At 71.9% G+C, this 24,449-nt stretch carries 23 protein-coding genes; 11 read left to right on the top strand and 12 right to left on the bottom strand.

Features of this window, described 5'->3' with window-relative positions:
* Positions 1–105: 105 nt before the first annotated feature.
* From KME66_RS20200 to galU, 5 genes are all read right to left on the bottom strand, one after another.
* Positions 106–726: a GNAT family protein gene (locus tag KME66_RS20200; RefSeq protein WP_073225220.1), complete on the bottom strand. Its 621-nt coding sequence runs from the start codon at positions 724–726 to the stop codon at positions 106–108.
* Positions 727–743: 17 nt separating this feature from the next.
* Positions 744–1,316 carry a molybdenum cofactor biosynthesis protein B gene (locus KME66_RS20195; RefSeq protein ID WP_216324390.1) on the bottom strand — a complete coding sequence of 191 codons (573 nt, stop codon included), beginning with the start codon at positions 1,314–1,316 and terminating at the stop codon, positions 744–746.
* Positions 1,313–1,822, bottom strand: coding sequence for a cyclic pyranopterin monophosphate synthase MoaC (gene moaC / locus KME66_RS20190; RefSeq protein ID WP_073225215.1), 510 nt, complete (start codon positions 1,820–1,822; stop codon positions 1,313–1,315). Before moaC ends, KME66_RS20195 begins: the two co-directional genes overlap by 4 nt.
* Positions 1,823–1,921: 99 nt before the next feature.
* Complete coding sequence (gene glp, locus KME66_RS20185) at positions 1,922–3,232, bottom strand: gephyrin-like molybdotransferase Glp (protein WP_216324386.1); 1,311 nt, start codon at positions 3,230–3,232, stop codon at positions 1,922–1,924.
* 4 nt (positions 3,233–3,236) lie between these two features.
* The gene (galU, locus tag KME66_RS20180; RefSeq protein ID WP_216324384.1) at positions 3,237–4,139 is read right to left on the bottom strand and encodes a UTP--glucose-1-phosphate uridylyltransferase GalU; all 903 of its coding nucleotides are present in this window, start codon (positions 4,137–4,139) and stop codon (positions 3,237–3,239) included.
* A 93-nt stretch (positions 4,140–4,232) separates the two neighbouring features.
* Here galU and KME66_RS20175 point away from each other — a divergent pair, with 93 nt between their 5' ends.
* The gene (locus tag KME66_RS20175; protein WP_216324381.1) at positions 4,233–4,844 is read left to right on the top strand and encodes a 5-formyltetrahydrofolate cyclo-ligase; all 612 of its coding nucleotides are present in this window, start codon (positions 4,233–4,235) and stop codon (positions 4,842–4,844) included.
* Between the two features lie 3 nt (positions 4,845–4,847).
* On the opposite strand, the gene KME66_RS20170 is transcribed toward KME66_RS20175, so the two are convergent.
* Entirely contained in the window at positions 4,848–7,592 is a 2,745-nt protein-coding gene (locus tag KME66_RS20170; protein ID WP_216324378.1) for a penicillin acylase family protein, read from the bottom strand.
* 278 nt (positions 7,593–7,870) lie between these two features.
* Here KME66_RS20170 and KME66_RS20165 point away from each other — a divergent pair, with 278 nt between their 5' ends.
* The 4 genes from KME66_RS20165 to KME66_RS20150 all read left to right on the top strand — a co-directional run bounded on the left by KME66_RS20165 (position 7,871) and on the right by KME66_RS20150 (position 12,709).
* On the top strand, positions 7,871–9,454 hold the full coding sequence (locus KME66_RS20165; RefSeq protein ID WP_253208422.1) for a potassium/proton antiporter: 1,584 nt from the start codon (positions 7,871–7,873) through the stop codon (positions 9,452–9,454).
* Between the two features lie 575 nt (positions 9,455–10,029).
* Positions 10,030–11,310, top strand: coding sequence for an MFS transporter (locus tag KME66_RS20160; protein WP_216324375.1), 1,281 nt, complete (start codon positions 10,030–10,032; stop codon positions 11,308–11,310).
* A gap of 66 nt (positions 11,311–11,376) precedes the next feature.
* Positions 11,377–11,718, top strand: a complete 342-nt coding sequence (locus tag KME66_RS20155) for an FmdB family zinc ribbon protein (protein WP_073225202.1) — start codon at positions 11,377–11,379, stop codon at positions 11,716–11,718.
* Positions 11,719–11,824: 106 nt separating this feature from the next.
* Positions 11,825–12,709 carry an S-methyl-5'-thioadenosine phosphorylase gene (locus KME66_RS20150; RefSeq protein WP_073225199.1) on the top strand — a complete coding sequence of 295 codons (885 nt, stop codon included), beginning with the start codon at positions 11,825–11,827 and terminating at the stop codon, positions 12,707–12,709.
* On the opposite strand, the gene KME66_RS20145 is transcribed toward KME66_RS20150, so the two are convergent.
* The gene (locus KME66_RS20145) at positions 12,696–13,088 is read right to left on the bottom strand and encodes a hypothetical protein (protein WP_216324372.1); all 393 of its coding nucleotides are present in this window, start codon (positions 13,086–13,088) and stop codon (positions 12,696–12,698) included. The genes KME66_RS20150 and KME66_RS20145 overlap by 14 nt on opposite strands.
* Between KME66_RS20145 and KME66_RS20140 the strand changes: the two genes are divergently transcribed.
* Both KME66_RS20140 and KME66_RS20135 read left to right on the top strand, forming a co-directional pair.
* Positions 13,087–13,635: a hypothetical protein gene (locus tag KME66_RS20140; protein ID WP_216324369.1), complete on the top strand. Its 549-nt coding sequence runs from the start codon at positions 13,087–13,089 to the stop codon at positions 13,633–13,635. The two genes, KME66_RS20145 and KME66_RS20140, sit on opposite strands and share 2 nt — an antisense overlap.
* Before the next feature lie 113 nt (positions 13,636–13,748).
* Positions 13,749–14,282, top strand: a complete 534-nt coding sequence (locus tag KME66_RS20135) for an MscL family protein (protein ID WP_216324365.1) — start codon at positions 13,749–13,751, stop codon at positions 14,280–14,282.
* 16 nt (positions 14,283–14,298) lie between these two features.
* On the opposite strand, the gene KME66_RS20130 is transcribed toward KME66_RS20135, so the two are convergent.
* Positions 14,299–14,523 (bottom strand): hypothetical protein, encoded by a 225-nt coding sequence (locus KME66_RS20130; protein ID WP_073225190.1) that lies wholly within the window; start codon positions 14,521–14,523, stop codon positions 14,299–14,301.
* Positions 14,524–14,704: 181 nt separating this feature from the next.
* Here KME66_RS20130 and KME66_RS20125 point away from each other — a divergent pair, with 181 nt between their 5' ends.
* Together KME66_RS20125 and KME66_RS20120 are read left to right on the top strand one after the other, a co-directional pair.
* Positions 14,705–15,790: a P1 family peptidase gene (locus tag KME66_RS20125; protein ID WP_216324362.1), complete on the top strand. Its 1,086-nt coding sequence runs from the start codon at positions 14,705–14,707 to the stop codon at positions 15,788–15,790.
* Positions 15,791–16,020: 230 nt separating this feature from the next.
* A complete protein-coding gene (locus tag KME66_RS20120) occupies positions 16,021–16,776 on the top strand; it encodes a DUF6227 family protein (RefSeq protein WP_073225186.1) in 756 nt (251 codons plus the stop codon).
* A gap of 27 nt (positions 16,777–16,803) precedes the next feature.
* Here the strand turns inward: KME66_RS20120 and KME66_RS20115 are convergent, their stop codons facing one another.
* Complete coding sequence (locus KME66_RS20115) at positions 16,804–18,201, bottom strand: MFS transporter (RefSeq protein ID WP_253208604.1); 1,398 nt, start codon at positions 18,199–18,201, stop codon at positions 16,804–16,806.
* A 280-nt stretch (positions 18,202–18,481) separates the two neighbouring features.
* On the opposite strand from KME66_RS20115, the gene KME66_RS20110 reads away from it, so the two are divergent.
* A complete protein-coding gene (locus KME66_RS20110) occupies positions 18,482–19,525 on the top strand; it encodes a YafY family protein (protein WP_216324357.1) in 1,044 nt (347 codons plus the stop codon).
* Between the two features lie 130 nt (positions 19,526–19,655).
* Here the strand turns inward: KME66_RS20110 and KME66_RS20105 are convergent, their stop codons facing one another.
* On the bottom strand, positions 19,656–20,657 hold the full coding sequence (locus KME66_RS20105) for a sigma-70 family RNA polymerase sigma factor (protein ID WP_073225180.1): 1,002 nt from the start codon (positions 20,655–20,657) through the stop codon (positions 19,656–19,658).
* A gap of 465 nt (positions 20,658–21,122) precedes the next feature.
* Positions 21,123–21,905 (bottom strand): dioxygenase, encoded by a 783-nt coding sequence (locus tag KME66_RS20100; RefSeq protein WP_073225647.1) that lies wholly within the window; start codon positions 21,903–21,905, stop codon positions 21,123–21,125.
* A gap of 265 nt (positions 21,906–22,170) precedes the next feature.
* Between KME66_RS20100 and KME66_RS20095 the strand changes: the two genes are divergently transcribed.
* Positions 22,171–22,683 carry a MarR family transcriptional regulator gene (locus KME66_RS20095; protein ID WP_216324354.1) on the top strand — a complete coding sequence of 171 codons (513 nt, stop codon included), beginning with the start codon at positions 22,171–22,173 and terminating at the stop codon, positions 22,681–22,683.
* Positions 22,684–22,893: 210 nt separating this feature from the next.
* Here KME66_RS20095 and KME66_RS20090 read toward each other — a convergent pair whose 3' ends face one another.
* Complete coding sequence (locus tag KME66_RS20090) at positions 22,894–24,435, bottom strand: MFS transporter (protein ID WP_216324339.1); 1,542 nt, start codon at positions 24,433–24,435, stop codon at positions 22,894–22,896.
* Positions 24,436–24,449 lie beyond the last annotated feature (14 nt).

Genomic DNA, 24,449 nt, shown 5'->3' with positions numbered 1-24,449 from the left:
TCCGGCTGATATCACGGACTTTTTTTGTGATTGTTCGGATCAGCAGACGCCGATAGTCCTTTCGGACGCGGTCACCCGGCGATCAAATTCGAACACTTATTTTATTTACCCGGTCGGTCCGGGGCCTTCCGGCGTCACGGGCCGCGACCGGCGCCAGCGCCGGATCATCCCCTCGGGCACTTCCTCGGCGGTGAGGGCGAAGATCAGGTGATCGCGCCAGGCGCCGTCGATGTGGAGATAGCGCGGGCGCACGCCTTCCGAGCGGAATCCGAGTTTCTCCACCACCCTGCGGCTGGGAGCGTTCTCCGGGCGAATACAGACCTCGATCCGGTGCAGGCCCACCGTGCGGAAGCAGTGGTCCACCGCGAGCGCCACCGCCGTCGGCATGACGCCCCGCCCCGCGACGCTCCGGTCCACCCAGTAGCCGATATGACCGGAACACATCGAGCCCCAGGTGATGCCCGCGACCGTGAGCTGGCCGACCAGCCGGCCCTCGTACTCGATGGCGAACGGCAGCATCCGCCCCGCGTTCGCCTCGGAGCGCAGGTGGCGGACCATCTGCCGGTAGGTGGGGCGCTGCGCGACCGGGCCGCCGGGGGCGGGTGGCGGGACGGTGGCCTCCCAGGGGCGCAGCCAGTCGCGGTTGCGCCGGTTGACCTCGCGCCAGACCCGCTGGTCGCGCATCTTCATCGGACGCAGGACGATCTCGCCGTCGGTCAGCGTCACCGGCCAGGTCGCGATGTTCAGCTCGGGCTCCCCGGTCGGGGGTGGTCGCCGCCGCGAAGCTGGTCGACGGCGTGCACCAGCAGCCGGCCGAGGACGGCCAGCCCGTCCTTCACCCCTCCGGTGGAGCCGGGGAGGTTGACGATCAGAGTGCGGGCCGCGACGCCCGCGAGACCCCGGGAGAGGGCGGCGGTGGGGACCTTGGCGAGGCCCTCGGCTCGGATCGCCTCCGGGATGCCGGGAATCTCGTGGTCGAGCACCCGGCGGGTGGCCTCGGGGGTGGCGTCGGTGGGCGAGATGCCCGTACCGCCGGTGGTGACGATCACGTCGTACCCGGCGGCGACGCCCGCACGCAGGGCCGCCTCGACCGGATCGCCGTCGGGGACGACCTGCGGGCCTTCGACCGTGAAGCCGAGGCCGGTCAGCGCCTCGGCGATCAGAGGGCCGCCCTTGTCCGCGTACACCCCGGCGGAGGCCCGGTTGGAGGCGGTGACGACGAGGGCGCGGTAGGGGGCGGGGCCGCCCGGCGCGGCTCCGGCGGGCTCCGGCCCCCGCTGCTCGTGGGCGGCTCCGGCGGGCTCGGGCGGCGTCACGCGTCCGGTCCCGTCGGTACCGCGGGCGTGGTGCGCCGGTAGTCGCCGGACTTGCCGCCGGACTTCGCCTCGACCCGTACGTCGGTGATGACCGCGCTCTTGTCGACCGCCTTGATCATGTCGACGACCGTCAGGGCCGCCACCGACACCGCCGTCAGGGCCTCCATCTCGACGCCCGTGCGGTCCGTCGTCTTCACGGTGGCCGTGATCTCCACCGCGTCGTCGGCCACGCTCAGGTCGACCTTCACACCGGAGACGGCCAGCGGGTGGCAGAGCGGGATCAGGTCCGGGGTGCGCTTGGCCCCCATGATCCCGGCGATCCGCGCGGTGGCGAGGGCGTCGCCCTTGGGCACTCCCTCGCCGCGCAGCAGCTCGATCACGCGCGGCGCGACGAGCACCCGGCCGGATGCGCGGGCGACGCGGGTGGTGACGTCCTTCGCCGACACGTCGACCATGCGGGCCGCGCCCGCCTCGTCGATGTGCGTCAGCCTGTTCTGCGTACTCAACTCACTCCGCCTAGCGGTAGGGGCACCGATGGGCCTCGGGCCCGGAGGAGGTCCTCCGGAAGGCACGGCGGCAGATACCGTACCGCCACGGGGCGGCGGTCAGCGGAGCAGGACCACGTCCGTCTCCGTGCCGGGCTCGACCGAGGTGACGTCCTCGGGCACCACGATCAGCGCGTCGGCCCGGGCCAGTGCGGCGACCAGATGCGAGCCGGAGCCGCCGACCGGGGTGACCGTGCCCGCCTCCGCGTCGTAGCGGGCCCGCAGGAACTGACGGCGGGCGGGCGGCGAGGTGAGCGCCTTGTCGGCGCGCAGCTCGGCGCGAACCGTGGGGCGGTGCACGTCGGGGAGGCCCATCAGGGCACGGATGGCGGGGCGGACGAACAGCTCGAAGGAGACGTAGGCGGAGACCGGGTTGCCCGGCAGGGCCAGCAGCGGGGTGTGGTCCGGGCCGATCGAGCCGAAGCCCTGGGGCTTGCCCGGCTGCATGGCGAGCTTGCGGAACTCGACCCCGCCGCCCGGCTCGTCCGCGTCGCCGACGGAGGACAGCGCCTCCTTGACGACGTCGTACGCACCGACGCTGACACCGCCCGTGGTGACGACGATGTCCGCGCGGATCAGCTGGTCCTCGATGGTCGCGCGCAGCGTCTCGGCGTCGTCGGTGACCGCGCCGACGCGGTAGGCGATGGCGCCGGCGTCCCGGGCCGCGGCGGTCAGCGCGAAGCTGTTGGAGTCGTAGATCTGGCCGCCCGTCAGCCCCTCGCCGGGCTGGACCAGCTCGCTGCCGGTGGACAGGACGACCACGCGGGGGCGGGGCCGTACGACGACGGTGGAGCAGCCGATCGCCGCGAGCAGCCCGATCTGCGGCGGGCCGACGACCGATCCGGCGGCCAGGGCCGGCTCGCCCGGCTGGACGTCGCTCCCGCGCTCGCGCACATGGGCGCCCGCGACGACGGGCCGGTGCACCCTGACCTCGCCGGTGGCGCCCTCCGGCGCGTCGGCGTGGGCGCGCATCCCCTCGGCCGGGCCACCGCCCGTACCGCCGTCCGTCCACTCGACCGGGACCACGGCCTCCGCACCGGCGGGCAGCGGGGCGCCCGTCATGATGCGGGCGGCCTGCCCCGGTCCCACGACCTGGTCGTCGGCGAGCCCCGCGCTGCCCGCGGCGACGTCACCGATGACGGTGAGGACCGCGGGGAACTCCTCGCTCGCGCCCTCGACATCGGCGACGCGGACCGCGTACCCGTCCATGGAGCTGTTGTCGAAGGGCGGCAGGGCCACCTCGACGACGACGTCCTTGACCAGGACGCAGCCCTGGGCGTCGGGCAGTTGCAGTTCGATGGGCTCCAGCGGCCGCACCGAGGCGAGGATGTCGTCCAGATGCTCGTCGACCGACCAGATCGTGCTGCTCACGGGGCTACATCTCCTCAGCGACGTACTTGCGCAGCCAGGTCCGGAAGTCCGGCCCCAGGTCCTCACGTTCGCACGCCAGTCTGACAATGGCGCGCAGATAGTCGCTGCGGTCCCCGGTGTCGTAGCGGCGGCCCTTGAAGACGACGCCGTGCACGGGGCCGCCGATCGTCTCGTCCGCGGCGAGCAGCTGGAGCGCGTCGGTGAGCTGGATCTCGCCGCCGCGGCCCGGCTCGGTGTGTCGCAGTATGCCGAAGACCGCGGGGTCCAGGACGTACCGGCCGATGACGGCGAGGTTGCTGGGGGCGTCGGCCGGGTCGGGCTTCTCGACCAGGTCGGTGACGCGGACGACGTCGCCGTCGACGGTGGCGTCCGCGGCGGCGCAGCCGTACAGGTGGATCTGCGCGGGGTCGACCTCCATCAGCGCGACGACGCTGCCGCCCTCACGCTCCTGGACCTCGACCATCCGGGCCAGCAGCGCGTCGCGCGGGTCGATGAGGTCGTCGCCGAGGAGCACCGCGAACGGCTGGTCGCCCACGTGCGGGGCCGCGCACAGCACGGCGTGCCCGAGCCCGCGGGGGTCCCCCTGGCGCACGTAGTGCATGGTGGCCAGGTCGCTGGACTCCTGGACCTTGGACAGGCGTTCGGCGTCGCCCTTGCGGGTGAGGGCGGACTCCAGTTCGTAGTTGCGGTCGAAATGGTCCTCCAGGGGACGCTTGTTGCGACCGGTGATCATCAGCACGTCGGAGAGGCCCGCTGCCACGGCTTCCTCGACGACGTACTGGATGGCCGGCTTGTCGACGACAGGCAGCATCTCCTTGGGAGTGGCCTTCGTGGCGGGCAGGAACCGGGTGCCGAGACCCGCTGCCGGAATGACAGCCTTGGTGATCCTGGAGGGCGACTGAGTCATGAGCTGACCTTAACGGGTGCACACGGCCGGAAGCCGATTTTCCGGTTAACTTCGTCCTTAAATATGCCCATACGAGAACCGTGTGAGTCGCCCATGAACACCGACAAGTCCGGAAAGACCTCCGCGAAGGGCTCTCTGCGGCGCGAACTGCTCGCCGCACGGGCCCTCCTGACGAAGGAGGACGCACTCCGCGCCGCCGCGGTTCTCGCCGAGGCCGCGCTGCGCCTCCCCGAACTGGCCGACGCCCGTACGGTCGCCGCGTATGTCTCCGTGGGCCGCGAACCGGGCACCCGCGCCCTCCTGGAGGCGCTGCGCGGGCGCGGCGTGCGGGTGCTGCTGCCGGTCCTCCTGGCCGACAACGACCTGGACTGGGCGGACTACGAGGGTCCGGCGCACCTGCTCCCGGCGGGGCGGGGGCTGCTGGAGCCGGACGGACCGCGCCTGGGCCCCGGGGCCGTCCTGACCGCCGACGCGGTGCTGCTGCCCGGCCTGGCGGTCGACGGGGCCGGGATGCGGCTCGGGCGGGGCGGCGGCAGCTACGACCGGGTGCTCGCCCGGCTGGCCGCCGCCGGTGCGCACCCGTCGCTCGTGGTGCTCCTGTACGAGGACGAGGTGGTCGCGCGGGTCCCCGCGGAACCGCACGACCACCCCGTGGACGCCGTGGTGACACCGGCCGGAGCGCGGCGTTTCGGGAACCCCCGGTAGGGCCTACGGCTTCAGCGTCAGCGTGTCGGAGGTGGACGCGTCGACCGCTTCGGCCCCGAAGGACCAGTCGAGCAGTTCACCGTCGACCCACTTGTCGGTCTGGTCGGTGTAGTGCGCGCTGAACGCGTGTCCGGAGGCCCCGCTGAGGTTGATCCAGCGGGACTTGTCCCAGTCCCCCACGTTGACGACCATGCGCATCGACGGCACCCAGACGACCTCGTAGCCGCTCGCCGCGTTCCAGCCGGTGGCGTTGACCGCCGCCTCGCCGCCGCCGAGGTTCCAGGGGCCGCGGTTGAGCGCGCGCTGGAGCAGGCCGGGCCCCTCGGTGCCGAGCGTCTGGTTCTTCAGCGTGAGGCGGTGCAGCCGGCCCCAGCTCCAGGTGGAGATGTTCTTGCCGAGCTTGGAGGTCAGCTCCCAGCGGGCGTCCTCCATCGCCCGGGCGAACAGGTCGTCCCGGCTCTCCAGCGCGTCCTCGCGGCCCCGGGCGGGCGCCTTCCACCACGCGTTGTCCTGGTCGTCCATGATGTCGCGGACGACCTGGAACCAGCGGTCGCCGCCGTCCGGCTGCGCGGTGTCGCCGTCACGCTGGCCGCACTCGCGGACGAGCTTCCTCTGCTGGTCGGCCGGGCCGCTGTTCTTGGCCGGCGGCACGTTGATGCAGTCGCCCTCGACCCGCATCTCCTTGGGCAGCTTGTTGCCGAAGGCGAGCTTCAGGATGTTGCGCCAGACGCCGTTGAAGTACGCGGCGGCGGCCGAGTCGGGCTCCTGGGTGTAGTCCCAGCCCTCCAGCAGCTTCTGGGCCTCGCGGACGCTCGGGTCGGAGATGTTGATCTTCTTCAGCTCGGGCACCAGCAGCGCGGCGATCTCGCTGAAGTTGTCCATCTGCATCTTCTGCATGTCATCGGTCGAGACCTTCTCGCCGCCCTTGATCTTCTGGGCGAGCAGGTCGTTGATCCGCTGGCTGCGGGCGCCGTAGCCCCAGTCCTTGGTCAGCAGGTACGGGTACTTCTTCTCGTCGATGACGGCCTGGTTGGCGGTGACGATGTAGCCGCGGTCCGGGTTGTACTCGTAGGGCAGCTCGTCGAAGGGGATGTAGCCCTTCCACGCGTAGTCCGGGTCCCAGCCCGGGGCCGGGACCGTACCGTCGAAGCCCTCGGAGCGGACCGGGATCCTGCCGGGGGCCTGGTAGCCGATGTTGCCCTCGGTGTCGGCGTAGATGAGGTTCTGCGAGGGCACCTCGAAGTTCTCGGCGGCGGCCCGGAAGGCCGTGAAGTCCTTGGCCCGGTTGATGGCGAAGACGGCGTCCATGGACTTGCCGGGCTGCAGCGCGGTCCACTTCAGCGCCACCGCGTACCCGTCGGCCCGGTCGGGGGCGGCGTTGCTGACGGGGGCCTTCTGGCCGACCTTGTCCAGCTCCTTGCTGCGGTCGGAGACCAGGGGGCCGTTGTCGGTCTCGCGGACGGTGATCGTCCGGTCCCGCCCGCCCGCGACCTTGATCGTCTCCTCGCGGGTCGTGAACGGCTTGGTCTCGCCGTCGTACAGGTAGCCGTCGTCGGAGACCTTCTCCAGGAAGAGGTCGGTGACGTCGGCGCCCAGGTTGGTCAGGCCCCAGGCGATGTCCTGGTTGTGCCCGATGATCACACCGGGCATGCCGGAGAAGGTGTAGCCGGCCGTGTCGTACTGGCAGCTCGCCGAGAGCTTCCGGCAGTGCAGACCCATCTGGTACCAGAGGGAGGGCAGCATCGGAGCGAGGTGCGGGTCGTTCGCGAGCAGCGCCTTGCCGGACGTCGTGTGGTCCCCGCCGACGACCCAGGAGTTCGAGCCGATGCCGTTGCCGTTCGGGCCGAGCAGCGCCGGGATCTCGTCGAGGGTGTCGGAGAGCGCGGCGAGCTGCGTGGTCAGGCCCTCGCCGGCGCCCTGGGGGGTCGCAGAGCCGACGGAGTCGGACGGGGTCGCCTCGGGGTCGAACTTCCCGGTGACCGGGGAGACCGCGCCCTGCTCGACGATCGGCTTGTGGTCCTTGTACGGGTAGCCGGGGTACAGGTCCTCGATCTCGTCCTGGTCGAGACGGCTGGTCAGCAGCGAGCGGTCGATCTCGTCCTGCATGTTGCCGCGCAGGTCCCAGGCCATCGCCTTGAGCCAGGCCACCGAGTCGACCGGGGTCCACTCGCCGGGCTTGTAGTCGTTGGTCAGGCCCAGCGCCGCGTACTCGACCGAGATGTCCCGGCCTTCCTTGCCCTTCAGGTACGCGTTGACGCCCTCCGCGTACGCCTGGAGGTTCTTCTTGGTGCTCTCGTCGAGCTCCTCGTCGTACTCCTTCTGCGCGACCTGGCGCCAGCCGAGCGTGCGGAGGAAGGAGTCGGTCTCGACCTGTCCGGAACCGAACATCTCGGAGAGCCGGCCGGACGTCATGTGCCGGCGGACGTCCATCTCCCAGAAGCGGTCCTGCGCCTGGACGAAGCCCTGGGCACGGAAGAGGTCGGCGTCGGAGTCCGCGTAGATCTGCGGAATCCCGTAGGAGTCGCGCTTGACCTCGACGTCACCGGACAGACCGTCGAGCGTGAGCGACCCGGTCGTCTGCGGGTACGAGGCCCGCACGGTGGACACGGACCAGTACGCCCCGTACCCGACACCCGCGACGAGCGCCAGCACCAGGACGAGCACGATCAGGCGGGCGCGTCGCCCCTTCTTCCTGCCGGGCTTCTTCGCGTCGGAAGAGCCGGAAGAGGCGGTTGTGTTGGCGGGCATCGCTGTCCTTCGAGGGGGCAGGGTGGTCCTGGGAGTGCAGGAGCAACCATAGGCGCAGCGGAGAAGCCACTCGGACGCGGTATACGGATGCACCCATCTGCGTCTTCCTCGTACGAACACTCGAAGCCGTCAAGGAACCGTTAACGATTAGGTAAGGTAACGAAGTACCTGGCTGCCGGGGGCCGGTCCGGCAGACGCACGCAGGGAAGGAACGGACCCTGACTGTCCACGCGCTCAACGAACTCCTGCTCGTCTGCTCGCTCGTCCTGCTCGTCGCCGTGGTGGCGGTACGGGTCTCCTCGCGCAGCGGGCTCCCCAGCCTGCTCCTGTACCTGGGCATCGGGATCGCCCTGGGGCAGGACGGCATCTTCGACGTCGAGTTCGACAACGCCGAGCTGACACAGGTCTTCGGCTACGCCGCCCTCGTCGTCATCCTGGCCGAGGGCGGACTCGGGGCGAAGTGGAAAGAGGTCCGCCCGGTCCTCCCCGCGGCTGCGGTGATCTCGACCGTCGGCGTGGGCATCAGTGTCGGCATCACCGCCTCGGCCGCGCACTACCTCGTCGGCCTGGAGTGGCGCCAGGCGCTCATCATCGGCGCGGTCGTCTCCTCGACCGACGCGGCGGCCGTCTTCTCGGTCCTGCGCAAAGTGCCGCTGCCGCCACGGGTCACCGGTGTCCTGGAGGCCGAGTCCGGCTTCAACGACGCTCCGGTCGTCATCATGGTCGTGGCGCTCTCCGCGGTCGGCCCGGTCGAGCACTGGTACGTCCTGGTCGCCGAGATCGCGATGGAGCTGGCCATCGGCGCCGCGATCGGCGTCACGGTGGGCTGGCTGGGATCGCTCGGGCTGCGGCACGTGGCGCTGCCCGCCTCCGGGCTCTACCCGATCGCCGTGATGGCCATCGCCGTCTCGGCCTACGCGGCGGGCGCCCTGGCCCACGGCAGCGGGTTCCTCGCCGTCTACCTGGCCGCGATGGTCCTCGGCAACTCCAAGCTCCCCCACTGGCCCGCCACGCGCGGCTTCGCCGACGGGCTCGGCTGGCTGGCCCAGATCGGCATGTTCGTGCTGCTCGGCCTGCTGGTCACCCCGCACGACCTGATCGACGACTTCTGGCCGGCCGTCGTGGTGGGCCTGGTGCTGACCGTGGTGGCGCGGCCGGTGTCGGTCTTCCTCAGCCTCGTGCCGTTCCGGATTCCGGCCCGCGAGAAGATCCTCATGTCGTGGGCCGGACTGCGCGGGGCGGTGCCCATCGTCCTGGCGACCATTCCGATGGTGTCCGGCGTGGCGGGCAGCACGCGCATCTTCAACATCGTCTTCATCCTGGTCATCGTCTACACCCTGATCCAGGGGCCGACGCTGCCCTGGGTCGCGAACAAGCTCGACATCGCCGAGGACCCGGCCGAGGCCGACGACCTGGGCATCGAGTCGGCCCCGCTGGAGCGGCTGCGCGGCCATCTGCTGTCGGTCGCCGTCCCCGCGAAGTCGAAGATGCACGGTGTCGAGGTCAGCGAGCTCCGGCTCCCCGCCGGTGCCGCCGTCACGCTGGTGGTGCGGGAGAACAAGAGCTTCGTGCCCTCCCCGACGACGGTGCTGCGGCGCGGGGACGAGCTGCTGGTGGTGGCCACCGACCCGGTGCGCGACCGGACGGAGGAGCGCCTGCGGGCGGTCGCCGAGGGGGGCAAGCTGGCCGGCTGGCTGGGCACGGGCACCTCCCCCGCTTCCCGCACTCCCGGAGCCGCGGGCCCTCAGGGCGGGTCGGCCATCCCCCAGGCGATGAAGCTGGCCAAGAAGCTCGGCGGGGCGGGCACCGGCACCCGTACCGGCCTCAACGGGAGCGGCAGCGGTACGAAGACCCGTCCCTGAGCCCCGGAGGGCTCATCGCGAGCGCCCGGGGGGGCACCGGCTCGGGCCCGCTCCCGAGCCCGTTCCGGGGCCACGACGCGGGACGGCTGCCGAGCCCCTGCGGGCAGGGGCAGCGGCTTGGGCCGGTCCCCGCCCCTGCGGGGGGAGCGACTCAGGCCCGTTCCCGCGCCCATTCGGGGACAGCGGCTCAGCCCGTTCCCGAAGGGGCGCTTCGGGGACAGCGGCTCAGCCCGTTCCCGCGCCTCTCCATGGGTGACAACCAAGGCGACCTGCGAGGAACGCGTCGTAGATCACAGGCCGGCACGGAAGCTCTGTGCGCAATCACAGGCACACAGGACTTCCTGCCTGTAGCATGAAGGCAAACCTGATCGACCAACTCTGTCTGATGCAGAGCTGGCGCGACCGTATGGCGGTCGTGGTGTCTCTTCGCCCGGCGCTTCTCCGCCGATGGCAGCGAGCCGCCCGGCATCTACCGCAGTTCCGCGCGAAGAGGACAGCTCTCGGCCGCTTCCGTCCGGCCCGCCCCACAAGGGCGCCGGGAAGCACGGCCACCAGGCGGCAGAAAGGCAAGGACCGTGGCGACCACGGTCTCCGACCGCCCCGGATACGGGCAACTGCTGCGCACCCCCGGTGCGTGGACCTTCCTCCTCCCCGGCTTCGCCGCACGGCAGCCCTTCGCGATGCTCACCATCGGCATCGTGCTCCTCGTGCAGCACACGACCGGTTCGTACGGCAGCGCGGGCGCCGTCGCGGCGGTCGCCGGCGTCTCCATGGCGCTGTTCGCCCCGCAGGGCGGCAAGCTCGCCGACCGGTTCGGCCAGCGCGCCGTCCTGGTTCCCGGGGTCCTGCTCCACGCCGTCTCCGTGAGCGCCCTGACCGTACTGGCGCTGGCGGACGCACCCCTGTGGGCGCTGTTCGCCGCCGCCGTGCCGACCGGTGCGTCGGTCCCGCAGATCGGCCCCATGGTGCGGGCGCGCTGGGCGGCGATGCTGGGGGCGACCCCCGACCGGCCCGCCTCCCCGCTGATGCCGACCGCGGCCGCGTTCGAGTCGGTGACGGACGAGTTCACGTTCGTCCTGGGCCCGGTGATCGCCACCGCGCTGTGCACCGGCGTGCACCCGGCGGCCGGACTCATCACGGAAGCCGCCCTGACGCTGGTCGGCGGCCTCCTCTTCGCCGCGCAGCGCGCCACCCAGCCCGCCCCGCGCGCCAAGGCCACCGCGGCCGAACCGCACGCCTCGGCGCTCTCCGTTCCCGGCGTGCGCGTCCTGGCCGTCACCTTCCTGGGCATCGGCGCGGTCTTCGGCGGGATGCAGGTCTCGCTGACCGCGTTCTCCGAGGAGATCGGCCACCCCGGGGTCAACGGGATCCTCTACGGCATCTTCGCGGCGGGCAACATGCTGGCGGGCATCGCCTGCGGCGCCATCGCGTGGAAGAGCAGCCCGCGCCGCCGGCTGATCGTCGGGTACGTGGCTCTGACCCTGACCGCGTCCGGCCTGTGGGCCGTGCACTCGGTGCCCCTGCTGGCCGGACTGGGCCTGCTGGTCGGCCTGTGCATCGCCCCGGCCCTGATCAGCGGCTACACCCTGGTGGAGGCGCTGGTGCCCGCCACGGCCCGCACGGAGGCCTTCACCTGGCTGACGGGCGCGGTGGCACTCGGCCAGGCGGCGGCCGTGACCGTGGCGGGGCGACTCGCCGACGTCCACGGCGCGAGCACCGGTTTCCTGGTCCCCCTGGCCGGAACGGCACTCGCCCTGCTGACCCTGCTCGCGCTGCGCTCCCGGCTGACTCCGCGGTCCCAGGGACGCACGGTGGCACGTGGGATCGGTCACCGCGAGCCGGTCACGGTGGACTGATCCGACGGAATACGTCAGTATGGAGCGTCGTTAGCACTCACTGAGTGAGAGTGCCAGGAGGAGCAAGTGCCGACCTATCAGTACCAGTGCACCGAGTGCGGCGAGGGCCTCGAGGCGGTGCAGAAGTTCACCGATGACGCCCTGACCGTGTGCCCGAGCTGCGACGGACGCCTCAAGAAGGTGTTCTCCGCGGTCGGCATCGTCTTCAAGGGTTCCGGCTTCTACCGGAACGACAGCCGCGGCTCCTCGTCGAGCAGCTCGCCGGCGTCGACGGCCTCGAAGGCCTCCGACTCGGGTTCGTCCTCGTCGTCGACGGGCTCGGACACGAAGTCGAGCGCCGCGTCGTCGTCCTCCTCCTCGTCGTCGACCCCCGCGTCGGCCTCGTCGAGCGGTACGTCGGCCGCCTGAGCCCGCGTCCGCCGCGCCACCCGCCCTTTCACCGGACCCCGCCGAGCCCGCTCGGCGGGGTCCGGTCGCTTCCCGTGGGCGAGACCTCTGCGGATACGGTGACCGCATGGTGAACGCAGATACGGAAACGAACTCCGGCACGGCTACGGCGGGGGCCGAAGGGTCCGCGGAGATCGGTGTCATCGGCGGCTCGGGCTTCTACTCCTTCCTGGAGGACGTCACCGAGGTCTCCGTGGACACCCCTTACGGCAGCCCGAGCGACTCGGTCTTCATCGGTGAGCTCGGCGGCCGCCGGGTGGCCTTCCTGCCCCGCCACGGCCGCGGCCACCACCTGCCGCCGCACCGCATCAACTACCGGGCCAACCTGTGGGCGCTGCGCTCCGTCGGCGTCCGGCAGGTGCTGGGGCCGTGCGCGGTGGGCGGGCTGCGGCCGGAGTTCGGTCCGGGCACTCTGCTCGTCCCCGACCAGCTGGTGGACCGGACGAAGGCCCGCGTGCAGACCTACTACGACGGTGAGACCCGGGCCGACGGGGCCGTCCCGAACGTCGTCCACCTGGGCTTCGCCGACCCGTACTGCCCCGAGGGCCGCAAGGCCGCGCTCGCGGCGGCCCGCGGACGGGACTGGGAGCCGGTGGACGGCGGCACCCTGGTGGTGGTCGAGGGCCCCCGGTTCTCGACCCGTGCGGAGTCGCGCTGGCACGCGGCGATGGGCTGGTCCGTGGTGGGGATGACCGGGCACCCCGAGGCGGTCCTCGCCCGGGAACTGGGGCTCTGCTACACCACGATGACGCTGGTGACCGACCTGGACGCGGGCGCGGAGGCGGGCGAGGGCGTCTCGCACGAGGAGGTGCTCCAGGTGTTCGCGGCCAATGTGGACCGGCTGCGCTCGGTGCTGTTCGACGCGGTGGCGGGGCTGCCGAAGACGGAGAGCCGCAACTGCACGTGCGCGCACGCGCTGGACGGGATGGACACGGGGATCACGCTGCCGTAGCCGGGACGGCCGCCCCTCGGGGCGGGCGGAACTCCACGATCCGGTGACGGAGTTGTCCACAGTGCGGGGGCTGTCCACAGGCATCTGCGGGATCTGCCCGGACAGGGGAGAGTGAGGGGAGTCGGGCCGGGTCATACCGGTCCTGGCTCCCCTTTCCCTTGCGCTCGTCGGCACGGACGTACCTGTCGGCACGGACGCACTCGCCGGTACGGACGCCCTCGTCCGCGCTGACGTCCGCGTCCGGGCTGACGTCTTCGTCCGCGCTGACGCCTTCGTCCGCGCTGACGCCTTCGTCGTCCGCGCCGATGTGAGCGTCCGGGCTGACGTCCTCGTCCGCACCGATGCGCTCGTCCGCACTGATCCCAGGTGGTGCTGCCATGTCCTCCTCTTCCCCTCCTTCCGCTCCTTCCGCTCCTCCCCCTCCCTCCTCCTGCTCCGCGCCGGTGCCCGCGCCGTGCGGGGTGGGGCCGTTCGGTCCGCTGCACGTCCGGGCCGGTGGCGCGGAACGGCTGCGGCGGATGCTGCGCCGGCAACGGCGTGCGGCGGCAGCGGGGCTCGCTCTCGCGGGCGCGGCGCTGGCCACCACGGGCCTGAGCAGCGCCGACGGAGGGGCCGGTCCTCCGGACGATCCGCCGGGGGCGGGACGGCCGCCGGTGCGGCTGGTGTCCGCGCCGGTCCGGATCGCCGATCCGGAGACGGTGCGGCTGCTGCGTCCGGGCGACCGGGTCGATGTGATCGCGGTGGGCGGCGCGATGGGAGGCGAGGCGCGCGTGGTGGCCCGGGGGGCGCGGGTGGCGGAAGTGCCGCGCACGTCCGCGGGGACCGGGGCGCTGGTGGTGCTGTCGGTGGAGCGGCCGACGGCCACGGCGCTGCTCGGGGCGGGCACGTCGGGCCGGCTGGCCGTGGCGGTGTCCGATGCGCACTGACGTTCTGTCACCGCGGCTGCGGGAATCAGCGGATTGGACAGTACGGCCTTGTGCCGCCTTGGGTGGTGGAGCAGTGTGCTCCCCCCACCGTCCACACGAAAGAAGGCTCACCCGTGAGCGAGAAGAAGGTCAGTGTGCTGGAGGGCTTCAAGGCCTTCCTGATGCGCGGCAATGTGATCGACCTCGCGGTGGCTGTCGTCATCGGTGCCGCGTTCACCAACATCGTGAACGCGGTCGTCAAGGGCGTCATCAACCCCTTGGTCGGCGCGTTCGGCACCCAGGACCTGGACAACTACCGCTCCTGCCTCCAGGGACCGTGCACCACGGACCCGGAGACCGGGGAGGTGGACGGGATCGAGATCCTGTGGGGCTCGGTGCTCAGCGCCACCCTCAGCTTCCTGATCACCGCTGCCGTCGTGTACTTCCTGATGGTGCTGCCGATGGCCAAGTATCTGGCCAGGCGGGCGGCGATGCAGGCCGCCAAGGAAGGCGTGCAGGAAACGATCGAGGTGAGCGAGCTGGAGGTGCTGAAGGAGATCCGCGACGAGCTGGTCGCCCAGCGCACCGGTGGCACGTCCGCGCCGGAGTCGGGCGACGCCCCGGGCGGAGCGGGCGGGGCCGCGGCCGGTCCGCGCGAGGACCGGTAGCCCTCCGGGCGACCGTTCAGATGTGGTGGGGCGGCTTCTCGTCCAGGAAGCGGGCGAGGTCCGCGGCGCTGTTGCCGGCCGGAGGCCGCTCGCCCCACCCCTGGTCCGTATCGTCCGCGGACTGCCGGTCCAGCGGATCGTCGAAGACCAGAACCGGCTTGGGCTTCGGTTCCCGGTGCGGCTGCTCCTGTGGCTGCTGCTGCTTCGCATCACGCGGGCTGGGGGCGGGGGCGGCACTCATGTCTCCAGGGTACGGCGGCTCGCCCCCCCCGGCAGGAGAGACAGCGGGGCGCTCACCGCCGAGCCGGCGGTTGGTGGCCTCGTCCCGGGACCTCGCGCGTCGGTTCCGGCTCGCCGGTACGTTCGAGGCGTAGCGGCCCGTGCTCCCTGCGGGCCCCGATCCCGACCGGAGGAGCCGCAGGATGACGCGTGAGGACCAGGACCCCGAGCACCCGCCGCTGCTGGACGCGCTGACCGATGTGGCCGGTGTCCGCGTCGGCCACGCCGAGGTCGCCGGTGCGGGCGCGCTGAGCGGCACGACCGTCGTCCTGGCGCCCGAGGGCGGGGCCGTGGCCGCCGTGGACGTACGGGGCGGCGGGCCCGGTACGCGGGAGACGGACGCCCTGGATCCGCGCAACCTGGTGCAGCGGGTCGACGCCGTCGTCCTCACGGGCGGCAGCGCCTTCGGGCTCGACGCGGCGGCCGGTGTGATGGCGTGGCTGGAGGAGCGGGGCCGGGGCGTCCGGGTCGGGCCCGGGCCCACCCAGGTGGTGCCGGTCGTTCCGGCCGCCGCCCTCTTCGACCTGGGCCGGGGCGGCGACTGGCGGGCCCGCCCCGACGCGTCGACCGGCCGCGCCGCGGTGGAGGCCGCGGCTGCCACGGAGCCCGGGGAGCCGGTCGTCGAAGGCACGGTGGGCGCGGGCACCGGTGCGCTGGCCGGGCAGCTCAAGGGCGGCATCGGTACGGCGAGCGTTCGCCTCGCCTCCGGGGTCACGGTGGGCGCCGTCGTCGCGGTGAACGCCGCGGGCTCGGTGATCGACCCCCGCACCGGGGTGCTGTTCGGGGAGTACGGGGCCGGGGCGCCGCCGGCCCCTCCCCCGGCCGGGGTCCATGCGGCGGCGGAGCGGCGTCTCGCGCAGGAGCGGGAGGCGACGGAGGCGGCCGGCGGCGGGGTCCCGCCGTTCAACACGACGATCGCGGTCGTCGCCACGGACGCGGACCTCACCCGGGCACAGGCCCAGAAGCTGGCGGGCACCGCGCACGACGGCCTCGCCCGCGCCGTGCGCCCGGTCCACCTGCTGACCGACGGAGACACCGTGTTCACCCTGGCCACCGGGCAGGTGCCGGTGCCACCGGGGGACCCGGCCGCCGTCAACGCGATCCTGGCGGCGGGCGCCGACGTCCTGGCGCGGGCCGTCGTGAAGGCGGTGCGCGCGGCCCGCGGCACCGAGGGGCCGGGCGGCAGGCTCCTCTCGTACACCGACCTGTACGGAGCTCCGATGCGGTGACACCACGAGATCCCGGGGGGCGTGCGGGGTGAGCCGGGGGCGCGCACGGGCGGCCGACTCGCCCTCTGCGCAAGGGAGTTCCCCCCAAGCGCCCGATATGTACCGGGAGTGAGCCGGGAACTTTCGGCGCCCGCCCTACGTTTTCACGCAACCCCGGTCACGATGTCGGACCCAGGGACTACGTTAAGCACGCATCGAGTAACACGCGGCGACGGCCTGGAGACACCACCTTGAGCGATCCGTGCGAGACAACCGAGCACCACCTCGACCGACTCCTGCGACGCGCCCTGAACTCCTTCGACCTTCCCGACAGCACGGTCGACCGCCTCGGCACGGCGCTCGCCCACAGCAGTTCGCTGCACTCGTCGCACCACAGCTCCGTGCTGCACCGCGAGACCTACCGTCACACGTATCTCCTCGCCGACGGCTCCGCCCTCACTCTGTGGGAGCTGGTGCACAGCGGCGGCCGGGACGTGCGGAGCACCCGCCGGCACGAGCTGTACGACGACGAGGCAGACGCCCGTATCGCCGCGTCCCGGCTGGCCGGGAGCTTCTCCGACTCCCCGGCCTTCGGCGACGAGGGAATGCCGGAGGCGCCGGTGGACCTGGAGATGCTGACGATGCTGATGTCCGCCCCGCCGGCCCCGCTCCCCCGGATGTACGCCCCCGACAACTCCGCGGACCACGCCCGCCGCGTGCTGCGCCGTGCGGAGAACGCCGACCGGCCGGGCGAGCAGAAGGCCCTGCTGCTCCGGGCCGCCTTCGCCCACCACATCACCCAGATCTTCGGGCGGCAGTGCGATGTCGACGGCCGGCCGGCCGGATTCACGCTCTACGAGCACGCGTTCCTGCTGCTGGACGGCAGCGAGACGAGCCTGTGGGAGGTCGAGCACACGGCGACGCCCGACGGCCGCCACATGTGCGAGGTGTACGAGGACGAACCCGCCGCCCGCGCGGCGATGGAGAGCCGCACCCGGATCTGCTGACCCGGGCCCGGCCCCCCTCCGTGCCGGTCAGTGCGGGCCGGCCTCCCCGTGGGCGCGCGGCCGGGCGGGCAGCGCGAACATCACCAGGAAGATCAGCGACAGCACCCCGGCCACCCACCACAGCGACTGCTGGAACGCGTCGACGAACGCCGGGCCGACCGCCGCGGGAGCCAACCGGTCACCGACCGCGCCGAAGAAGACGACGGACACCAGACCGAGGCCGAGCGCCGTCCCCATCTGCTGCACGGTATTGATCAGGCCGGACGCCGAACCGGCGTGTTCCTTGGGCACTTCGGAGAGCACCGTGTCGGTCAGCGGAGCCACGATCAGGCCCATCCCCACGCCCATGACCACCAGCGGGACGGCCATCTGCCAGGAGCTGATGCCCATGCCGTACCGCTCGCTCTCCCAGAGGTAGACCAGCAGTCCGGCGATCATGAGGAGCGCACCGGCCTGGAGGACCTTGCGGCCGAAGCGGGGCACGAGCTTCTGCACGGAGATCCCGGCGGCCACGGAGACGGCGACGGAGAAGGGGACACCCGTCACGCCGGCGCGCAGCACGCTCCAGCCGAGGCCCATCTGCATGTAGAGGGTCCAGACCAGGAAGAAGACGCCGAGGCCGACGCCGAAGGTCAGCTGCACGGCGATGCCGGCGGCGAAGCTCTTCACCCGGAACAGGGACAGTTCGATCAGCGGCGAGCCGTCGGCCAGGGCCTTGCGCCGCTGGTGGATCACCAGCGCCGCGAAGACGAACAGACTGCCCGCCATCGAGAGATGGCCCCAGAGCGGCCAGCCCAGCTCGTGTCCCCGGGTGAGCGGATAGATGAGCATCAGCATCGCCAGAGTGATCAGGGCGACGCCGGTCAGGTCGAGACGGACCGCCTTGGGGGCCTTGGACTCGCTGATGAACTTCGCGCCGAGGACCAGTCCGGCGATGCCCACAGGGAGGTTGATCAGGAAGATCGGCCGCCAGCCGAGCCCGAAGAGGTCCCACTCGGTGAGCAGGGCGCCCAGCAGCGGACCGGAGACGGCACCGAGTCCGACGACCGCGCCGAAGAGACCGAAGACCTTGCCGCGCTCGTGGGCCGGGAAGGTGGCGTGCACGATCGAGAGGACCTGGGGCACCATCAGGGCCGCCGTCGCGCCCTGGAGGATGCGTGCGGCCACCAGTATCTCGGGGTTGGGAGCCAGGCCGCACAGGGCCGAGGCGAGCGTGAATCCGCCGATGCCGATGAGGAACAGCCGTTTGCGCCCGTAGATGTCGCCGAGCCGGCCGCCCGTGATCAGCCCGGCCGCGAACGCGAGGGCGTAACCGGCGGTGATCCACTGGATCGCGGAGACGGAGGCTCCGGTCTCTCGCGTGATGCTGGGAATCGCGATGTTGACGATCGTGACGTCGACCAGGTCCATGAAGGCCGCGGTCATCACGATGGCGAGCGCGAACCAGCGACGCCGGTCCGCCGGGGCGGACACGGGTGCGGAAGCGGCTGCGGACGCTCCCGGCGTCCCCACCGCCTCGGCCGGCGCCTCCACGGGTGCGACCGGCGTCTCCACGGGTGCGACGGGCGGCGTCTTCACCGCCGTGGGCGATGGGGGCGGGTCGAGGTGCGGGGCCGCGGGCGGCGGCGGTGCGGAAGAAGGCATGGGAGGAACCTAGGAGGCGTTTAGGTCAGATCATGACCTGATGGTCCGCCATCCTGGAGCCATGTCCGACACCCCGGCACGTCTGCTGAAGTTGCTGTCCCTCCTCCAGACCCCGCGCGAGTGGCCCGGCGGCGAACTGGCCGAACGGCTCGATGTCAGCCCGCGGACGATCCGCCGCGACATCGACCGGCTGCGCTACCTGGGCTACCCGGTCGAGGCCTCGCGCGGCTCGGTCGGCGGCTATCGCCTGGTCGCGGGCGCCGCCATGCCGCCCCTCCTGCTGGACGACGAGGAGGCGGTGGCCATCGCGGTGGGGCTGCGGGCCGGGGCGGGGCACGCGATCGAGGGGGTCGACGAGGCTTCCGTAAGGGCGCTGGCGAAGCTGGAGCAGGTGCTCCCTTCCCGGCTGCGCCACCGGGTCGCCGCGCTCCAGAACGCCACGGTCCCGTTGACCCGGGGCGACGGCTCCACCATCGATCCGCGGACGCTGACGACGCTGGCCTCGGCGGCCACCGCGCGGGAGCTGCTGAGGTTCGCGTACCGCAGCGGCGACGGTTCCCGGACGAAGCGGCAGGTCGAGCCGTACCGGCTGGTGAGCACCGGGCAGCGCTGGTACCTGGTGGCGTACGACCTCGGCCGGACGGACTGGCGGACGTTCCGGGTGGACCGGGTCGGCGAGCCGTACGCCACGGGGGCCCGGTTCACCCCGAGGCCGCTGCCCGTCGGGGGCGAGGGGGGCGGTACGGGCGGTGAGGCGGGGAGCGGGGACGCGGCGGCCTTCCTGGTCCGGTCGATGCGGCGGATGCAGCCCGAGCTGCGTCTCGACGTGTGGTTCGGCGCGCCGGCGGAGTTCGTGGCGGCGCGGCTGCCCGCGCATCTCGGGGTGCCGGAGCCGGACGGGCGGGGCGGCTGCCGGCTGCGGGGCTCGTGCGCCGACTCGCTGGAGTGGGTGGGGCTACGGCTGGCGCTGGTGGACTGCGAGTTCTCCGTGGCGGGTCCACCGCAGCTGGTGGCGTACCTGGAGGGCCTGGGAGCCCGGCTGGCACGGGCCGCCGCCGGGGCCGGCCCGGAGCCGCGCCAGGAGGCCGGCCCGGAACAGGGATGAGCCCCGACGCCGGGGGGGGTGGGCGCCGGGGCTCAGCTCGTGGACCGGCGGAAAACCGGTCGGTGACCGGAACGACCCGGTCGGTCAGCCGGTGCGAACCGGCTTGATGGGGAGATTACGGGTTATTGGCTCACGCCGCAGCGTCAAAGCCCGTGTCGTGAGCCATTCGCTTCAATTCGAGCAGTGCGTGCTTCTCTATCTGCCGGATCCGCTCCCGTGTGAGGCCGTGCTGCTTGCCCACTTCGGTCAGGGTCCGCTCGCGCCCGTCCTCAATGCCGTACCGCATCTTGATGATCGAGGCGGTCCTGTTGTCGAGCTTGCCGATCAGGTCCTCCAGCTCCTCGCTGCGGAGCAGGGTCAGCACCGACTGCTCGGGCGAGACGGCGGAGGTGTCCTCCAGCAGGTCGCCGAACTGGGTGTCGCCGTCGTCGTCGACGGACATGTTGAGGCTGACCGGGTCGCGGGCCCAGTCCAGGACGTTGCCGACGCGCTCGGCGTTGGAGTCGAGCTCGGCGGCGATCTCCTCGTGCTCCGGGTCGCGCCCGTGCTCGCGGTTGAACTCGCGCTGGACCCGGCGGATCCGGCCGAGCTCCTCCACCAGGTGGACAGGGAGCCGGATCGTGCGGGACTGGTCGGCGATGGACCGGGTGATGGCCTGCCGGATCCACCAGGTCGCGTACGTGGAGAACTTGAAGCCCTTGGCGTAGTCGAACTTCTCGACCGCGCGCACCAGGCCGGCGTTGCCCTCCTGGATCAGGTCGAGCAGGGGGAGCCCCGCGCGCGGGTAGCGGCGGGCCACGGCGACGACGAGCCGGAGGTTGGAACGGATGAATATGTCCTTGGCGCGCTCGCCCTCGGCGACCAGCGCCTCCAGCTCCTCGCGCTTCGCGTCACCGGCATCGCTCTCCACCTCGCCGTCGAGGATCTGCTGGGCGTAGACGCCCGCCTCGATGGTCTGGGAGAGGTCGACTTCCTTGGCGGCGTCGAGCAGCGGTGTGCGGGCGATCTCGTCCAGGTACATGCCGACCAGGTCGCGATCGGCGATCTCCCCGCCCACGGCGCGAACACTGCTTGCCCGGTCGGTCTCACCGGAGGCGGCGGACGTACGACGGGCGACGGCACGGGTTGCCATGCGTGCTCCCTTGCTGAGTAGGTCGTCGCGACACCCTTCCGGGTGCCCTGCATCCGATGGAAACAACGACTGGAATCCGGACAGAATTCCCATGCGGCACATTCATTTTCGTGATCATGCAGTACCCTGTCCCGTTTCGACCGCCGGACACCGCTGCCGGATTCCATCGGACGCGCAGGTCAGAGCCGGTACGGAGGAGTTCGGGCCCCTCGCCCTCCTCCCTGGCGGCTCTCCGGCCGGGTACCCGGAATCGGCGCGTCCACCCGAAGCGCCCCGCTCCCACTCCGGGAGACGGCTGCGGGGGCGTTCGGGTTGCTCAGGGTGCACGCGAGGGGACGGCTCGGCCGGGGGCCCGGACCCGGGGGACGGGGAGAGGCGCCGGACGCCACCGGCTCGCCCGCCCCTCAGCGCCTCCTCAGTACCTCTCAACGCCTCTCAGTACCTCTCGGCGCCTCTCAATGCCTCTCAGCCGAACTGCACCGAGCGCTTCGCCAGCCCCATCCAGAATCCGTCGATGACGCTCCGCCCCCGGTCCAGCTCGTCCTCGGCCGCGCCCAGGGTCACGAACAGCGGCGCGAAGTGCTCGGTGCGCGGATGGGCGAGCTTTCCGGCCGGGGACGTGTGCTCGAAGTCGATCAGCGCGTCGACGTCCTGGGCCCGCAGCGCGCGGTCGCCCCAGTCGTCGAACTCCGCCGACCAGCCGGGCACTCCGCCGCCCCGGTGGCGCAGGGCGGCCAGGTTGTGGGTGAAGAAGCCGCTGCCGACGATCAGCACGCCCTCGTCACGCAGGGGGGCGAGCTTGCGCCCGACGGCCATCAGCTTCTGCGGGTCGAGCGTCGGCAGGGAGATCTGGAGCACGGGGATGCCGGCGTCCGGGAACATCTCCACCAGCGGGACGTAGGCCCCGTGGTCGAGGCCCCGGTCCGGGATGTCCTGGACGGGCGTACCGGCCCCGCGCAGCAGCTTGCGGACGCTGTCGGCGAGCCGGGGCGCGCCGGGGGCCTCGTACCGCACCCCGTAGTAGTGCTCGGGGAAGCCCCAGAAGTCGTACACGAGCGGCACGGTCTCGGTGGCCCCCAGGGCCAGCGGGGCCTCCTCCCAGTGGGCGGAGACCATCAGGATCGCGCGGGGGCGGGGCAGGGTCGCGGACCAGGCGGCGAGTTCGCCGGGCCACACGGGGTCGTCGGCCAGGGGCGGCGCGCCGTGCGAGAGGTAGAGGGCGGGCATGCGCTCCGCGGTGGCTGTCATGGCACTCCCCATCCACTGGACGCCGGGTTCCGGGCGGCCGGGCGCCACGCCGGGCGGCCGGGTCACCGAATCCGGTCACGAGTTCGTCAGAGCGGTAGTTCCCCGAGGTCATCCGGGGGATCGTTGTGTAGGGGCCCTACGGAATTCCGCGGGAGTTCCGCCGGGCTTCCGGGCGAAAACCTCCCGAGGCTTCTTGAAACTTCAAGGGTCCTACCTGTGGAGACCTTAGCCCTATCTAGTTCAACTTTCAAGAAAAGGTCGTACAGTGGAGTCCATGACCACGGCATCCACCAGCGCACCGCGTTGGCTCACCGACGAGGAGCAGCGCGTCTGGCGCGCCTATCTGCATGCCACCACGCTGCTGGAGGATCACTTCGACCGCCAGTTGCAGCGCGATGCGGGCATGCCGCACACCTACTACGGGCTGCTCGTCCAGCTCTCGCAGGCCCCCCGCCGCCGGATGCGGATGACAGAGCTGGCCCGGAACGCGAAGATCACCCGCTCCCGGCTCTCCCACGCCATCGCCCGGCTGGAGAAGAACGGCTGGGTCCGCCGTGAGGACTGCGCCTCCGACAAGCGCGGCCAGAACGCGGTGCTCACCGAGGACGGCCTCGACATGCTGCGCCGTTCGGCGCCGGGCCATGTCGAGGCCGTACGGCAGGCGATGTTCGACCGGCTCACGGACGAACAGGTGAGCAGCCTCGGCGAGATCATGCGGGTACTCGCCACGGGGCTGGAGCCCGAGGGCACGGACGCGGATCTGCCCTGGCTCCGCTGAGACGCGAATCCGCCCCGGGTCCGTCGAGACACGGATCTGTCCCGGGTCCGTCGGAACGCGGAGCTGTCCCGGGTCCGTCGGAACGCGGGGCTGCAACGGCTCCGTCGAGACGCGGAGCCGCCCCGGCTCCGCTCAGCGGGACGGTCACCGGCCGGAGCCGGGCGGTCGATCGCGGAGCGGAGCCGGGGCGGATCAGGGGACGGCCATCCGTCAGTGGGCGACCACCGGAATCTTGAACTCCTCCTCGGCGCCCGCGTCGGACGCGTTGCCCGGGCCGCCCGGCGCCGCTCCGGGGCGGCCGGTGTTGATGAGGGTCATCGCGATGGCCGCCGCGGCGACGAGGATGCCGACCGCCCACCAGATCGCGGAGGCGAAACCGCTGACCATGGCCTGGAGCTCCAGGAGCTTCGGGTCCGTGGCACGGGCCGCGTGATCGGCGACGTACGCGGTGGTGGCGCTCGCGGCGATGGTGTTCAGCAGAGCGGTGCCGATGGCGCCGCCGACCTGCTGGGAGGTGTTGACCATCGCGGAGGCCACACCCGCGTCACGCGGCTCGATGCCGTGCGTGGCCAGGGACATCGCCGGCATGAACGCCGTACCCATACCGAGGCCGAGCAGCAGCATGCCGGGCAGGATGACGCCCGCGTAGCTGGTGTTCAGGTCCAGCTGGGTGAGCAGCAGCATCCCGACGGCGGCGACCAGGAAGCCCGGACCCATCAGCAGGCGCGGCGGGATGCGGGTCATCAGCCGGGTGCCTATCTGGGTGGAGCCGGTGATCATGCCCGCGATCATCGGGAGGAACGCGAAACCGGTCTTGACCGGGGAGTAGCCCTTCACGACCTGGAGGTAGTAGGTCAGGAAGAGGAACAGCCCGAACATCGCGATGATGGCGAGGCCCAGCGAGAGGTAGACCCCGCCGCGGTTGCGCTCGGTGAGGACGCGCAGCGGCAGCAGCGGCGACTTCACGCGCGACTCGGTCACGACGAAGGCCAGCAGCAGCACGGCGGAGGCGATGAACATCGAGACGGTCAGGGCGTCCGACCAGCCGGCCGACTCGGCGCGGGTGAAGCCGTAGACCAGGGCGACCAGGCCGAGGGTGGAGAGCACGACGCCGGGGATGTCCAGCGGGGCGCGGTTGCGGGTTCCGGAGGGCTCACGGATCACGAAGTACGCGCCCGCGGCCGCGACGACGGCGAACGGGATGTTGACGAAGAACGTCCAGCGCCAGTTCAGGTACTCGGTGAGGAAGCCGCCGAGTATCAGCCCGACCGCGCCGCCGCCACCGGCGATGGCCCCGTAGATGCCGAAGGCCTTGGCGCGCTCCTTGGCGTCGGTGAACATCACGGCGAGCAGCGAGAGCGCGGCCGGGGCGAGCAGGGCGCCGAAGACACCCTGGAGGGCCCGGGAGCCGAACATCATCGCCTCGTTCTGGGCGGCCCCGCCGAGCGCGGAGGCCAGCGCGAAGCCGATCAGGCCGACGACGAAGGTGCGCTGACGGCCCCAGAGGTCGGCGATCCGGCCGCCGAAGAGGAGGAGACCGCCGAAGGCGAGGGCGTAGGCGGTGATGACCCACTGCTTGTTGCCGTCGGAGATGCCGAGGTCGGTCTGCGCGGAGGGCAGCGCGATGTTCACGATGGTCGCGTCGAGGACGACCATCAGCTGGGCGAGGGCGATGAAGCCGAGCGCCTTCCAGCGACTCGGATCGGGAAGGGCGGTGTCGGCTGTCCGGGACAGTCCGGCCGTTTCTGACATGGGTGTAGCCACCT

The sequence above is a fragment of the Streptomyces sp. YPW6 genome, from assembly GCF_018866325.1.
Taxonomy (GTDB): Bacteria; Actinomycetota; Actinomycetes; order Streptomycetales; family Streptomycetaceae; genus Streptomyces.
This window is presented reverse-complemented; position numbering and strand designations above follow the sequence as displayed.